The organism is Legionella sp. W10-070 (assembly GCF_900640175.1).
Taxonomy (GTDB): Bacteria; Pseudomonadota; Gammaproteobacteria; order Legionellales; family Legionellaceae; genus Tatlockia.
Window position 1 is genome coordinate 43,266 of sequence record NZ_CAAAJC010000014.1, and the last position, 13,047, is coordinate 56,312.

The window sequence follows — 13,047 nt, forward strand, 5'->3', positions numbered from 1 at the left end:
TTAGCGGCCTTTTATCTCAGTCTATCATAAAATTACAATTCAAATCAAAATCTTATACTAACAGAGGGGTACTTTATTTATGGCTATAATCTTAAGTTGACAAAATTAACTATCATTATTTTTCCTCGCTAATCGTAGATATTGTTTGTGTAATTTTTCAATTTTTTCAATTAGCTCTGCCAGAGAACCATTATTAGTAATAATATCATCAGCAAAATGTTGTCGCTTTATGTCCTCATACTGGGTTGCCAATATCGCTATGGCTTGCTCCCTGGGTATCTTATCTCTTTCCATAACGCGTCTGATTTTCTGCTCGCGTTCGGCTGTAATTAATAATACCCGTGCCAGATAAGGGTAGTCCTGGCGGTTATTTAACAGGGGAATTTCAACTACTGTATAGGGCGTTTGGCTTTGTTTCACTTTATCAAGAATACGTTGTCTTATCATCGGATGCAGAAGTTGTTCTAACCATAGTCGCTCACCGGGGTTATTGAAAATTATTTGGCGAAGAGCGGAACGATTCAGCTTGTCTGAGGAAGTAATTACAGTATTGCCAAAGTGATTTTTTATCTTATAGTAAGCAGGTTGTTGGGGGGAAGTGAGTTCTCGAGCTATTTCATCAGCACTTATTACGGTAATTCCATGCCCCTTAAAAAATGAAGCAATGGTGGATTTTCCACTAGCAATCGATCCTGTTAACCCTACACAATACATTAATATAAATTCCGAACATTTAAGTTTCTGCAGGTAAACAGGTAAACATAGCAAGTTTCTGGCAGGATACTGTTAGCCTGACAGTAAGCCTTGGCTGCCACAGCCGCATCACTGGCATTTCTGTAAATATTGCTCGCCCAAGGGGCGGCAGACTCATCTAGTGCAACACATCGCCACATCGGGCTGGTGGTCATGCCGTCTACAATCTGTTCACAGCTTTCTTTAGAGGTTTGACAGCTTTCAGGAACCCGGCTTTGCCTCTTGCAAGCTTCATAAGCGCGATTAATTGAAGTCAGCTGATAACTGCTATGACCAGTCCATTCTTTATGCTCAGCATCATGAGCTGTGCATTTCCAATAGTTAGTGTCTGCTATTGTAGCAGCGGTTGCTTGCGGCAAAAAAAGAGAATAACTTAAAAGAATAGGCGCCCATTTCTTATTCATTTCCAACCCCATTGATTATCCTGATTAATTGTTTATAGGGTACTGCTCTTCCAAAATACCAACCTTGCATAAATTTTACCTGATATTGCTGTAAAAAACTCAATTGCTCTTTAGTTTCTATTCCTTCAGCAATTACTTCAAGATTTAAAAAACTGGCCATCTGTATAATAGCCTTATTCAGACTCTCAGTAATAGCCCCGGTTCCAATAGCATGTACAAATATTTTGTCAATCTTCAGATAGTTAAAAGGAAAATGCTGTAAGTAGGTAATGCTTGCATGTCCTGTCCCAAAATCATCTACTGCCAGTGAATAGCCTTGTTCTCTTAAATCATGCATTCTGGTAACAAGCTGCGTTTCGTTTTGATCTAACAATTCTCTTTCGGTTAGTTCTATCATGATTTGACTTGGGAGAATCTTATAATCCTTGCATAATTTATAAAATTCAAGAAAAAAGTGAGTATCGCGAAAATGACTTGCGGACATATTAAATGCTAAATGAAAGTCAGGTCGGTTCTTAAGAAGATCCTGACATTCCTGAAAAGCTTTTTTAATAATCTGCAGAGTAATTGGTATTATCAACCTGGATTGTTCTGCCTCATCAATAAATACATCAGGCATTATTTCATAGTTATCTGTCTGCCATCGCAATAATACTTCCGCACCACAATAGTTATTTTCACTAATGTTCATGATTGGTTGATAGGCTGGATGGAAATTCTTGTTTTTTATTGCTGAATTTAAAGCATAATTTAAAGAAAAGCGTTTGTTTAGAAGGTTGCGCAGTTGAAAATAAATCAGAAAAGAAACCAACATGACAAATAAAGCTATCATCAGTAGAGGGTATAGCAGCCCCTGCTTATATTGTCCCGGATCAGTTGCTGCCATAATGACGAAATGGTTCAAATTTTGCAGTTGAGACTGGGCTATCTGAGGAGAGCTATAAGAAGGGGAGTCTAATAAAGGATTGGTGCCTGTTTTTAGTACAAACTCTCCTTGCTCTGTATTATAAAACCCCAGGAAATTTATCGCAGGAATATCCGATTCAAGCAGACTCTCAATTACTTCATGGATAATATAAATTCCAAGGTAGTACTGTCCTAATTTTTGCTGTAATAAAAAAGCGTTTTCTCCAACATTATCTATTTTGAAGGGTCCAAGGAGCGCGGGGGTTTTTGAAGCCAGCGAAGGGAGCCTATTTTTTTGATCCAGGGTTGAACAGATAATCGTGTTATTTTCATCAGCAATAACTATTCCAGAAATAAAAGGATTATTGAAAGTGATATTTTTGAGTTGCGGTAACAATTCATGTTGACAGCTCTTAAACTCTCTACCATACAGAGGCAGAGAGTAAACGGAATGCAATATGCCTTCAATTAAATCATCGACTCTGACTTTAACTTTATCGACAGCTAATTGTATCTGTTGCTGTTTTTGGGTACGGTAATGCTGCCATTGATAGTACATTGCAATAATCAGAAATAAAACAGTAAGTAACATCCAGATAATATTCAATATCTGTTGGGCTGTTGCAGCATTGTTGGCTGTGTTTTTCATATTTTATGAGTAAATAGCCTCTATAGAGTTTAGGGTTATTTCTGTCAATTTCTCAATAGTTTGTTTGTCAGTATTCAATGGCGGCATCCAATAGAGTGTGTTCCCTAAAGGTCTTAACAGCGCCCCTCGATTAAGAGCCTCCTGATACAGCTGATAACCAATCCGATTGTTTCCAGATTCAACCAAATCAGCGGCCACCATTGCGCCTATTGATCTAACTTGACTTAATTTACCTGTAATCGAGGCAATTTCCTGAAGCTGTTGCTGCATAAATCGGCCAAGATTTTGCGCTTGCTCATTGATTCCTTCCTCATCAATGATTTTTAGGGTAGCAAGCGCTGCACTTAAAGCCAGCGCATTGCCAGCGTAAGTATGAGAGTGCAAAAAAGAGTTGCCTTTCTCGTAATCACCATAGAAAATTTGATAGATAGAGTTATTAACCAATACACAGCTTAATGGCAGGGCACCTGAAGTTAAGCCTTTGGATAGGCATATTAAATCTGCAGTTACCCCCGCATGATGGCAAGCAAGCCATTTTCCTGTTCTCCCTATGCCAGTCATAATCTCATCAGCGATAAAATAAATATCATTGCGCTTTGCCCAGTCAGCTAATTTTTTTAAAAAATCAGCGCTGTAGCATTGCATTCCTCCAGCCCCTTGAATAATAGGCTCTACAATAACGGCGCAAGCATTTTCCTTTACTTGTTCAAGTTGCTCGAGGATAGTTGGCCAGTAATTGTCAGCAGAAGTCCACAATGATCCTTTATCATCTTCCACATAGGGCAGTGGATGAAGAAAGTGGCATTTTACTCCCAGGTCGGAATAAGGTTTTTTATACAACCCTAGATCACTGACACTTAAAGTACCCAGTGTTTCGCCATGATAACTATTTTCCAGCGCAATGAACTCTCGGCAGTGTTCTTTTCCTTTTAGTTGTGAGGCATGCAAGGCCATTTTCATGGCAATTTCAACTGCACTGGAACCGTCACTTGCGAAAAAAACATGCTGATTATTGCTAATTTCAGCAAGTTTTTCTCCCAATGCTACTAACAAGGGATGAGTCGTATTGGCAGCAATTATGTGCTCGAAGCTATCCAACTGATGTTTAATTGCTGAAATAACAGCAGGATGCCCATGACCTAATGATTTACACCACCAGCTTGATATAGCATCAATAACCGGGCCTTGATGGGTGTATAAATAACTTCCTTTTGCATGCGTTACAACCAAAGGCGGGCAAGTTTCAAAATCTTTCATTTGAGAACAAGGATGCCAAATATGTTTCAGGTCCTGGTTTATCAATTGTTTGACGTTAACCATAATTAAACTTTTTGGTTGACAATGGATTGGCTAACTTTATCATGTACAGCATATTACATGGTAGTCTTACCGAAGGAGATTTAAATGAGTAATAGTCGCTGGAGTTTAAATGAGGTTACTAAAATTTATGAACAACCATTTAATAATTTGCTCTATACAGCACATAAAACCCACAGGGAAAATCATCCAGCCAATACGTTGCAGCCTGCTAAATTATTAAGTATCAAAACGGGTGCTTGCCCTGAAGATTGCGGATATTGCTCACAAAGCGGTCATCATAAGACCCATGTTGAGAAAGAGAAATTAATGGCGACAGAGGAGGTTCTGGCAAAGGCCAAAGAGGCGAAGGAGAATGGTGCCAAACGTTTTTGTATGGGAGCTGCCTGGCGCTGTCCTCCCGAAAAAGTGATGCCCCAGTTAAAAGAAATGATTGCTGGTGTGAAAGCAATGGGGCTGGAAACCTGCATGACTCTAGGCATGCTTAGTCTTGAACAAGCCAGTACATTAAAAGAGGCTGGGTTGGATTACTATAACCATAATATAGATACCTCACCTTCCTACTACGATAAAGTTGTCACAACGAGACAATTTAGTGATCGTTTGGAGACAATAGAAAATGTTCGTCAGGCAGGAATCAATGTTTGCTGTGGTGGCATTTTGGGGCTAGGTGAAACACGCGAGGATCGGATTGAATTTTTACTGACTCTGGCAAATATGGAAACGCCTCCTGAAAGCGTTCCTATTAATCGATTGATTCCGGTAGAAGGCACCCCATTGGCAAAGGCCCAACCTGTTGAAGGCATCGAATTAGTGCGAACCATTGCCACTGCTCGAATCCTGATGCCTGTCAGCGCGATTCGATTGACCGCCGGAAGAACAGCCATGAGTGATGAGCTGCAGGCGCTTTGCTATTTTGCAGGTGCTAACTCTATTTTTATTGGTGATAAATTACTAACGGAAGCTAATCCGCAACAAGATAAAGATAAACAGCTATTTGAAAAACTAGGGTTGAGCACCTTTGCCGAAGCATGATAAACCAATTAATTGTTGATTATTCACATCGACTTCTACAACAAGGATTATATCGACAGCGGAGCGTAGTCAGTTGGGATGCTGAACTATTAAATTTCAGTTCTAATGATTACCTGTCATTAAAACAGGATAAGCGAGTTGGTAAAGCCTACCAGACCGGTTTTGAGAAATACCCATCAGGTAGTAGTGGTTCCATGGTTGTTTGTGGTTATCACCCAGTTCATAAAAAATTGGAAGAAGCGTTTTCAAAGGCGTTGCAAGTTGATGATGCACTGTTATTCAGCTCGGGATATGCGGCAAATCTGGGCGTGGTTTCCCTGTTGGCTGGTGCAGGGGGGCATTTGCTTATAGATAAAGCGCTACATGCTTCATTATATGACGGCATTAAACTGGCTGATGCCCGGTATACCCGTTTTATGCACAATGAGGCTGATAGTTTATCCAGTAAATTAGCAAAAAACATCCTTAATCCAGTTGTTTTGACGGAGGGTATTTTCAGTATGAGTGGCCAGATGGCGCCTCTGGCTCAAATAAGCCAGGTAGCAAAACAATTTGAGGCAGCCCTTGTTGTTGATGAGGCGCATGCTTTTGGTATCTGTGGGGAGCAGGGGTTAGGTGCTGTGGTTTGTGATGAGCTAACACAAGAGGAAGTACCGTTAAGGATTATACCTTTTGGTAAATCCTTTGCCTCCCAGGGAGCTGTCGTCGCTGGTCAAAAAGTCTGGATTGATGCCTTGCTTCAATCAGCAAGGTCGTATATCTATTCAACGGCAATAAGTCCTGCAATGAGTTACGGGGTATTGGAAACGCTCACTATTATCAGAGAATCTGACGACAGGCGAAGGAAACTTTTTCAATTAATTGACTATTTTCGGAAAGCAATTGAAAATTCTCCGTTAAAATGGCAAAACTCAACGACTCCTATCCAGCAACTTAAACTAGGTTGTCCACACAAGGCGCTTGATTATACAAAAAAATTAAGAAATCAGGGAATTTTTTGCCAAGCCATACGTGAACCGACTGTTAGCAAAAAAAATACCGGATTAAGAATAATTTTAAACTGCCATCATGAACCAGAAGATATTGATAAACTGCTTTCAGCATTAAGCGTGATTTATGAAACTGAATATTGAAATAAGAGGACGGGGACCTGCTTTAGTTTTATTTCATGGATGGGGTTTTGACCATAAAATATGGCTGCCTTTAGCTAACCAGATGGACTCCTGCTATTCTTTGTTTCTGGTTGATTTGCCAGGTTTTGGAGCAAGTTCTTTAATGAACTGGACGGATTTTAAGCAAAATTTGCTACAACAATTACCGGATTGTTTTGCCAGTATTGGTTGGTCAATGGGCGGGTTGTTTGCTACTCGACTGGCACTTGAGGCATCAGAGCGCGTAAGTCATCTGGTCAATATTGCTTCCTCCCCGCGATTCATTCGTGAGGACAATTGGCCAGGGGTTGATAAAATCATATTTAACAATTTTCTTAATAACTTAACCGGGAATCCCAGACAAACTCTTTCACAGTTTATTCGGCTGCAATCCAATAATCAGGATTATATATACCCTGATGAATCGATACCTGAAGTAGACAGTTTGCAGGCTGGATTGGAAATCCTTGCCAATTGGGATCTTCGTCAATCATTGGCTGGCTTTAACAAACCCACTTGCTATATGTTTGGTAACCTGGATGCGATTACACCACGCCTGACAATGCCTGCGATGCAAAAAACATATCCGGATTTCCATTACATCCTATTTAAAAAGGCCGCCCATATGCCTTTTCTGTCGCATCAGGATGAGTTTATTAACCAATTAAAGCAGGTATTGGAATGAGACGTTTCTTTATTACGGGTACTGATACTGATTGCGGGAAAACTTATGTAACATGTCAGTTACTTGAATTTCTGATTAGTCATGATAATGATGCTCTTGCTATAAAACCGGTAGCAAGCGGTTGTTTTGAAAGAGATGGACAATGGCAGAATGAGGATTTAATTCATTTGCAAAAATATAATGTTCATTCGCGTTATTCAATTAATGGTTGGCAATTTCCTTCTCCTGTTTCACCACATCTTGCGGCAAAGGAAACAGGTTATAAGTTATCAATCAAAGAAATTGCCGCCTTTTGCCAAAAGGAAGAGTTCGACAATCTTGATTACCTGCTTATTGAAGGAGCAGGGGGTTTATTAGTTCCATTAAATGAGCAGGAAACCTGGTTGGATTTTTTACAACTTACTCAAATACCAGTTATTTTAGTGGTTGGCATGCGGCTTGGCTGTATAAACCATGCGTTACTTACTGATGTGGTGCTTCAGATAAACCACATTCCTTGCGCAGGGTGGATAGCTAATTGCCTGGATCCGAATATGCTCGCCCTGGCTGACAATATCGCTACCCTAAAGCAAAAGTTACACATGCCTTTGCTTGCTACAATCCCACATCAAGGAGCGCTGGATTTTAATCTGTCTGGCATTGGTTGCCATCTCAATAAGGAGTACTTAGCGTCTCTTTCAGAAAAGTAATAAATGCCGCAATTTTAGGGGAGCTGTACTTTAGCCCAGGGTAAACTGCATAGATTGGCATGCTTGTTGTTTTATATGCCTCAAAAAGCACTGTTAACTGTCCCTGCTGAATGCCTTTGCGAACGATATAATCTGGCAACATTGCAATTCCTTTTCCTGCCAATAATGCCTCATAAATTACAACGTCATTATTGCAGAATAAATTTCCGGTAACGTTAAATTTCTTTTCTAATCCATTCAAGCTAAGGCTCCAGGTCAGATGACCTGGATCGGCTGAATAAAATAGGCAATTTTTATCGATTAACTCTTCTGGTGTTGCTGGAATCCCGTAAGTACTCAAGTATTTTGGCGAGGCGCAGACAATAAATTTAAATTCACCAATTTTTCTTGCAATTAATCTTTCATCCGGGTCTGCTGTAATTCTAATTGCAATATCAATATTCTCCTGTATTAAATCCACAATACGTGGTGTTGCCTCCAATTCGATAGATACCTCAGGGTATTTTTCCATGAAAAGAGGTAATACAGGGGCTAAACATCGGGTACACATTGAAGGGGAAGCGGTAATCGATAAACGCCCGACAGGTGCTTGTTTCATACTTTCAACAACCGATCTGGCAATATTTTTTTCACGTATTATCTTGGCGCAGGACAGATAAAATTCTGATCCTGCCTCAGTGAGGTTAAGTCGCCTTGTTGTCCTGTGTAATAATTTTGCGCCCAGTGTTTGTTCAAGATTAGTAATCTGCATGCTGACATAGCTTTTTGAAAGATTTAGTTTTTTGGCTGCTTTAGAAAAACTGTTTTCAGTAGCCACATAATAAAAAACTTCCATTTCATTTAAGAAACTCATGAGATGCCAAACCTGATTGTTCAATACAATGAATTATTAATTCGATTTTAGGGTAATTATCAATTTACATCAAACAATATAGACTTTTCCTCGTTAAAGATAATCAAAACAATGAGGAAATGAAATGAAAATAGACAAAGCAGAATTAGCTAAAAATGCAGAAAAAATGACTGAAAATATTCAAGCCAAGCAAAACCTGATGAAAGAAATTGACAACTTTAACCTCAATGCAGGAAAGGAAAAAAAGCGAATAAAATATAATCCAAATAACGTTTTGATGATTGAAAAAATAAACGAAAAAATAATTTTCCTCGAGCGAGGAGATAGCGCTGGAAAATCTGGATATAAACATGTTCTGAAGCATGCAGATGACTTTAAAAAAGGACAGGGAATTATGGTGTCAAAAATACCTCAAACACTCTTTAATACACTAAGGAAAAATGAGATTCGAAGATACCAGGGAAAGGGAACTGGACGTCCAGTTTATAATGGAGAGCAGGGGGCAATTGCAATTACTGTCGCAGATAATGGTTATATCGTTGGAGCTAACCCGACTAAATAATATCAGCATCTAAAAAACAGGGATGTTTCTACCTACCTGAAGAAAATGATTTACCACTAAGTAGTATTCAATTCCAAAATGACCCCCTAGAATGGCAACAGTAATAACTTGATGCGGATTTTTTATTATGATAGGCATTTTTACTGAGGTTGCTCTTGCATAAACAATCAAATATTATTCAATTCAAAACAAGTTAAAGCAGGTCCAAATGGAAAAATTTAATTTTTTTCTCTTTATTTTAAATTTAATAGTTTCTTTTAATAGTATCGCTGGTAATTGTAAGCATGTTTATACCCTCGGAGCATATGATGAAGCTTTTTCAAAACATATGACTATTACAAAATTAGGCCCAATTGCTGCTGTAAATGTTCCGCCAATGATTCCCAAATCATTCCTGGAGAAAGATGGTAGTTATGGTGGTGGAGAAGCATTATGTACCGTTAAGCAAGCCTGTCGTGCGTTAAAAAAGCAATTGGTATCAGGTGAACTTCCCAAAAATGAAAACTGGCATATTTATCTTCTTGATGCTGATTGGAATCGGGATACTTATAAATTGCATGCAGATGATTTTCGTATCAAACACCCAGTGAAAGTTTTAAAGCTTGTTAGAGAGAATTGCTAAGTTCTGCTTATCTTTTATCTGAAGTAAAAATTGAGCTGATTCAGCTCAATTTTTACTTCAGATAATCTCATGGTGACTTCTAAATTGTTTCAGGAAAGCAAACTGAAATTTAGCTGTAGTTGCCAACTGCTTTTTACGAAAGCATAGGGGCTATCTATGGTTTGCATCAAGTGTTAATAAGCCATTTTGTGCATTGGCAGAAATGTCTTTGACGGGTTGCATGCCTGTCATTGGGATAGATTTAAGTTCTTTACTATTTAAATCAAAAGCACTAAGGGATATCATTTTGATATTTTGATCATCATAGGTTTTGAAATAGTAATTAAGACCTTGCGGATCTTTTACTGTTGTTGCAAGTGTTCTATCAACGGTAGCTTTGCCATTGGTTTTAGAGCCTACCGCACCGGGTGGTATGTCAAATTGATTGAGCAAATGAAAGGCTTCATATATGGTTGGGGTTGCGGTACTGACTGGTGTGGCTGCCGATGAAAATATAGCTGCTCTTACGAAGCGTGATGGAGGAGAAAAATCACCAGGTAATCCATGTAGGCCTGAACCTTGACCAAATGAATTTAGCTTGTATCCATCAATAATTTTGCTGGGTGCATTCATTGGAGAGAGATTGAGATAGTTGGATAAGTTTGTTAAATGCCAGTCAAATGTTGGTGAATTGGTAATCACACCAATTGGATTGTCATTGACAACCAGTTTGCCATTGATTGGTTCAATCACAATGCTTTTACCCGTTTTATCATAAACCACATAATGAAAAGGAGGAGTGATACCCCATCCAGCAGGAGAAGTAGGCACAATAATAGCCGAATTAATATTTTGTTTAACTTCATCAACGGTTGCAAATTGAGTCAAAATCCAGTTGGGAAACTCTGTAGGTGACAAAGCTATATTTTTATTTTGAGGGGTCACTTCTGTATAAGTGGCATAACCTGGGAAATAAAATGCGGCAGATACCAAACCCTTTTCATTTATACCGTCTACAATCGCGGCTTCACCAAAAGCATTTGCACCAACAACAGCATATTGAGCCTTATAAGCTAATCCTTTTGTACCATCAGGTAATGTGCCGCTGAATGCATAATTTCTAGGAATAATTAACCCATTCAATGGTATTGGTGAGGCGAATTCAACAGTACGCCCATTAACAACAGAGCCGTCTTTTGCCTTTAGTTGTAGTCCTGTACAAGCAAGTGTGACTGTACTTACAATAGTGCTCACCAGTATGAATAATAATCGTAGCGTTTGTGTCATGAAAATCCTTTTCACTATAGTCTCCTAAGAGATTGTCCATTAAAATACCATTCCGCTCCGAGAGATCAATGTGAGCCGATAATAGATTACGCTATTTTTTAAACTCACGTATTTTTTTATCAGTATTATATTGAGAAAGGGAGTATACAGCCCATAACGCAGCGGGTATCCATCCAATAAGTGTTATTTGCAGTATCAAGCATATGATACCTGCTAATGGGCGTCTAATTGTAAAAAATACAGTAAAGGGTAAGAATATAGCCAAGAGCAAACGCATTTGAATTCCAACACTTAAATAAAAATTCTTTTGATTGTATTCGTTTGAAATTTTATAATCAATAGAGTCTTTGCTACGGATGTACTCCAATACAAACTTTGATGGATAGCAAACAAATCTGGATGGAAAAATTTATAAACTAAATTTGACCTTCTGAAAAACCGGCAACTGTCAGATCAGGTTTGAACTACTACAGATCCCTTATAGTCAGGTGCAAGGGAAACCACGTCAGTTACCGGCCAACTGTATTTGAACCGATCATCGCTCTGGAGCAGATATATGCCGCTGTTCCTCTTCTTGAGAAGGGGTTTGAGCTTTCATCCCTTGCAGTGCTCCCTTAATATCTTTAGTTGCTGCTATTCTTTCACGTATTTCCTGAGTTCGGTGTTCAATCTCATCCATACTTTCATCAATAGCCATAGAGTTATAACTACCAGCACCCAAGGTATCTTCGCTTATAGCGCCATAACTGAAAGTTGCTTTAACAGCACCATATAGGGTATGTGCCCAGTGTCCTACCCCGGCTGCTGCAGCCTGTTTTCTGATAGGCTCCATGGCCTCCTCATCTAATCCAACCTCAGCAGCAATTTTTCCTTGCTCCATAATCTCACTTTTCTCACGTCCGAACGATTTGGCGATTAAAGTTTCGGATGCCAAATCAAACCCCGGGGAAAAACGACTCTGCCTATACTTACCATGCTCAGCCTGCATCACAAAAAGAGCAAGCTCTGTCGGATTTAAACCAACCCCATATTCGTTCAATGCTCGATTAACACCCCTGACTTCAGGAGGTGGTTCTATGGCATCAAGCATTTCTCTGTTTTCATCTTGCCATTTTTCAGGAGGAGGCTGAGGTGTAGTAACTCCTCGACCCACCGCCCAGGTCGCTTGCATGTAATCCCATATTCTAGGCTGATAAGGCTGGCGAAATGTTTCGTATGATGCATAGGCTCCGCCAACCAATCCACTGGCTACAGCCATTCGTTGCATTGCCTTTATTACCCTGGATGAAACAGCCATGTCATCTCCTATTATTTATCCATTATGAATATAGTTCATTTGTGCGAAATATGGCGTTTACAGGGAAAAATTAATCAGAGATAAGGGTCATCTACTTTTAGCGATACTGGCATCCATATTTTCTTTCTCTGGATAAGTGCGCGCTATTATTTTTGCCATAAAGGAATGAACCTTCTTACAATCTTCCGTGACAAGACCGCCAGGGAAGTCGGCATCAAAAAAACGGCAAGTATCGCCTTCCTTGATAAGACCAACCATATGAGACGTATGATGTTCGGTAGGCACTGAGAACATTGTGTATTTTGAATTCCCACATAATTTGCTAATGTTATCAGGGTCAGTTACCTGGGAACGAGAAGCCTTTTCTATGGAATAGGCAGTTTTTGTACTTTCAAAAGCAGGATAACGGAAGTTTGGATTTCCTTCATCAAGCATTTTTCTTTGAATTCCGGCTTGCTCAATTGCTCGCTGATAAAACAATCGCCCATCATTAATCAATGTATTCGGAGCTTCTTTGGCAATATCACTCGCTATAAAAGCATTGGTTAACTGATTACAAAGTCCTGGTTCTATCAAGCCATGCTGCCGCAGCATATTGGTTTGAGTAGTGAATTTTTCCTTAGTTTCATTTGGACTTACTTTCTCCGTATCCTCTTTTTTTCGGTGACTTGCAAACCATTGGAACATAGGATATCTCCTTTTGTTGTTACAATATTGTACATTTTTGAATGGTATTATACAATGGTTCTGTTATCCATTTAATTCTGTTAGTTGTTAAGTTAAAGCTTTTATTGTTCAAGATTAGCTTGTTAGCTATAATTCAACATTACCTGAATGGCTTATAACAGATGAGTTTTT

General features: G+C 39.2%; 15 protein-coding genes. 6 read left to right on the top strand and 9 right to left on the bottom strand.

Features of this window, described 5'->3' with window-relative positions:
- Positions 1-105 precede the first annotated feature (105 nt).
- Genes coaE through bioA form a run of 4 tightly spaced genes read right to left on the bottom strand, consistent with a single transcriptional unit; the run spans position 106 to position 4,032 of the window.
- On the bottom strand, positions 106-714 hold the full coding sequence (gene coaE, locus E1O65_RS07610; protein WP_133133003.1) for a dephospho-CoA kinase: 609 nt from the start codon (positions 712-714) through the stop codon (positions 106-108).
- Positions 714-1,157: a hypothetical protein gene (locus E1O65_RS07615; protein ID WP_133133004.1), complete on the bottom strand. Its 444-nt coding sequence runs from the start codon at positions 1,155-1,157 to the stop codon at positions 714-716. The genes coaE and E1O65_RS07615 overlap by 1 nt, the downstream gene beginning before the upstream one ends.
- The gene (locus E1O65_RS07620) at positions 1,150-2,712 is read right to left on the bottom strand and encodes an EAL domain-containing protein (protein WP_133133005.1); all 1,563 of its coding nucleotides are present in this window, start codon (positions 2,710-2,712) and stop codon (positions 1,150-1,152) included. The genes E1O65_RS07615 and E1O65_RS07620 overlap by 8 nt, the downstream gene beginning before the upstream one ends.
- Positions 2,713-2,715: 3 nt before the next feature.
- The gene (gene bioA, locus E1O65_RS07625) at positions 2,716-4,032 is read right to left on the bottom strand and encodes an adenosylmethionine--8-amino-7-oxononanoate transaminase (protein ID WP_133133006.1); all 1,317 of its coding nucleotides are present in this window, start codon (positions 4,030-4,032) and stop codon (positions 2,716-2,718) included.
- An 84-nt stretch (positions 4,033-4,116) separates the two neighbouring features.
- Between bioA and bioB the strand changes: the two genes are divergently transcribed.
- Genes bioB through bioD form a run of 4 tightly spaced genes read left to right on the top strand, consistent with a single transcriptional unit; the run spans position 4,117 to position 7,589 of the window.
- On the top strand, positions 4,117-5,064 hold the full coding sequence (bioB, locus tag E1O65_RS07630) for a biotin synthase BioB (protein ID WP_133133007.1): 948 nt from the start codon (positions 4,117-4,119) through the stop codon (positions 5,062-5,064).
- On the top strand, positions 5,061-6,197 hold the full coding sequence (locus tag E1O65_RS07635) for an 8-amino-7-oxononanoate synthase (protein WP_133133008.1): 1,137 nt from the start codon (positions 5,061-5,063) through the stop codon (positions 6,195-6,197). Before bioB ends, E1O65_RS07635 begins: the two co-directional genes overlap by 4 nt.
- Positions 6,181-6,900, top strand: coding sequence for an alpha/beta fold hydrolase (locus E1O65_RS07640; protein WP_133133009.1), 720 nt, complete (start codon positions 6,181-6,183; stop codon positions 6,898-6,900). The genes E1O65_RS07635 and E1O65_RS07640 overlap by 17 nt, the downstream gene beginning before the upstream one ends.
- On the top strand, positions 6,897-7,589 hold the full coding sequence (gene bioD, locus E1O65_RS07645) for a dethiobiotin synthase (RefSeq protein WP_133133010.1): 693 nt from the start codon (positions 6,897-6,899) through the stop codon (positions 7,587-7,589). The genes E1O65_RS07640 and bioD overlap by 4 nt, the downstream gene beginning before the upstream one ends.
- Here the strand turns inward: bioD and E1O65_RS07650 are convergent.
- On the bottom strand, positions 7,552-8,442 hold the full coding sequence (locus E1O65_RS07650) for a LysR family transcriptional regulator (RefSeq protein WP_133133011.1): 891 nt from the start codon (positions 8,440-8,442) through the stop codon (positions 7,552-7,554). The genes bioD and E1O65_RS07650 overlap by 38 nt on opposite strands.
- A gap of 124 nt (positions 8,443-8,566) precedes the next feature.
- On the opposite strand from E1O65_RS07650, the gene E1O65_RS07655 reads away from it, so the two are divergent.
- Positions 8,567-9,004: a hypothetical protein gene (locus E1O65_RS07655; protein WP_133133012.1), complete on the top strand. Its 438-nt coding sequence runs from the start codon at positions 8,567-8,569 to the stop codon at positions 9,002-9,004.
- A 208-nt stretch (positions 9,005-9,212) separates the two neighbouring features.
- A complete protein-coding gene (locus E1O65_RS07660; RefSeq protein WP_133133013.1) occupies positions 9,213-9,626 on the top strand; it encodes a DVU_2496 family lipoprotein in 414 nt (137 codons plus the stop codon).
- Positions 9,627-9,776: 150 nt separating this feature from the next.
- Here E1O65_RS07660 and E1O65_RS07665 read toward each other — a convergent pair whose 3' ends face one another.
- The 4 genes from E1O65_RS07665 to E1O65_RS07680 all read right to left on the bottom strand — a co-directional run bounded on the left by E1O65_RS07665 (position 9,777) and on the right by E1O65_RS07680 (position 12,876).
- Positions 9,777-10,892: a choloylglycine hydrolase family protein gene (locus E1O65_RS07665; protein WP_133133014.1), complete on the bottom strand. Its 1,116-nt coding sequence runs from the start codon at positions 10,890-10,892 to the stop codon at positions 9,777-9,779.
- Between the two features lie 91 nt (positions 10,893-10,983).
- Positions 10,984-11,169 carry a YqaE/Pmp3 family membrane protein gene (locus tag E1O65_RS07670; RefSeq protein WP_133133035.1) on the bottom strand — a complete coding sequence of 62 codons (186 nt, stop codon included), beginning with the start codon at positions 11,167-11,169 and terminating at the stop codon, positions 10,984-10,986.
- A gap of 258 nt (positions 11,170-11,427) precedes the next feature.
- Positions 11,428-12,189 (bottom strand): hypothetical protein, encoded by a 762-nt coding sequence (locus tag E1O65_RS07675; protein WP_133133015.1) that lies wholly within the window; start codon positions 12,187-12,189, stop codon positions 11,428-11,430.
- 87 nt (positions 12,190-12,276) lie between these two features.
- Entirely contained in the window at positions 12,277-12,876 is a 600-nt protein-coding gene (locus tag E1O65_RS07680) for a hypothetical protein (RefSeq protein ID WP_133133016.1), read from the bottom strand.
- Positions 12,877-13,047 lie beyond the last annotated feature (171 nt).